Source organism: Adlercreutzia equolifaciens (assembly GCF_029076695.1).
In the GTDB taxonomy this organism is placed as follows: Bacteria; Actinomycetota; Coriobacteriia; order Coriobacteriales; family Eggerthellaceae; genus Adlercreutzia; species Adlercreutzia equolifaciens_A.
Genome location: NZ_JARFIK010000042.1, coordinates 1 through 446, shown reverse-complemented (window position 1 = coordinate 446; position 446 = coordinate 1). Strand labels below are relative to the sequence as shown.

The following is a 446-nucleotide window of genomic DNA, read 5'->3' as shown; positions in this document are numbered from 1 at the left end:
GCCAATGGCGATTACGATTTCATCAAGCCGGTAGAGGCCGAGCTGGGCCAGCTCAAGATGACCACAGTGAACATGCGCCCGGGGAAGGCTCAAACCTTCGGCTTGGTGGAGGGGACACCGGTGTTCGGACTGCCCGGCAACCCGGCGGCGGCCTATGTGGGCTTCCAGATGCTCATCCGTCCGGCTCTGCGCACCATGCAGGGCTATACCTGAATGGACCATCCTGTGGTGAAGGCACGCTTGACCTCCGATGAGAAAAACAAGGATCCGCGCCGCATTTTCCTGCGTTCGGTGTTGACCCGCGCCGAGGACGGCACCTATGAGGTGACACCGGCCCGCAACCAGAGCTCGGGCCTGTTCGGCGTTATCCAGAAGACGAACAGCATGGCTATCATGCCTGAGGGCACGGAACCTCAGCCGGCGGGTTCCTGGGTGGACTGCGTCCT

Annotated in this window: 1 protein-coding gene and 1 pseudogene; both read left to right on the top strand. The window is 61.9% G+C overall.

The window, feature by feature from the left end; translation table 11 throughout:
- The coding region (locus PZH32_RS14145; RefSeq protein ID WP_343074544.1) for a molybdopterin-binding protein at positions 1–213 on the top strand (213 nt) is incomplete at its 5' end.
- Positions 214–225: 12 nt separating this feature from the next.
- Positions 226–446 (top strand): annotated as a pseudogene (locus PZH32_RS14140) (gephyrin-like molybdotransferase Glp); the annotation flags it as partial.